Annotated in this window: 1 protein-coding gene; it reads left to right on the top strand. The window is 62.2% G+C overall.

The genetic code is table 11. The annotated features are described in order from the left end of the window. The coding region (locus KVP70_RS33920; protein WP_217946811.1) for an AMP-binding protein at positions 1-246 on the top strand (246 nt) is incomplete at both ends.

Genomic DNA, 246 nt, shown 5'->3' with positions numbered 1-246 from the left:
CAGCGTCAGCTATGGCGAATTGAATGCGCGCGCCAACCGACTGGCGCACACCCTGATCGGGTTGGGCGTGAAACCCGACGACCGGGTGGCGATCTGTGTCGAACGCAGTGTTGAGATGATTGTCGGCTTGCTGGGGATTTTGAAGGCTGGAGGCGCGTATGTGCCGCTCGACCCGAGCTATCCCCAGGAGCGTCTGGCATACATGTTGGAAGACAGTGCGCCGGTGGCGCTGCTGACGCAGACGGG

This window comes from Duganella violaceipulchra (assembly GCF_019166075.1).
GTDB classification, from domain to species: Bacteria; Pseudomonadota; Gammaproteobacteria; order Burkholderiales; family Burkholderiaceae_D; genus Rugamonas; species Rugamonas violaceipulchra.
Note: the sequence above shows the minus strand (reverse complement) of the source record. Positions and strands in the feature narration are given on the sequence as shown.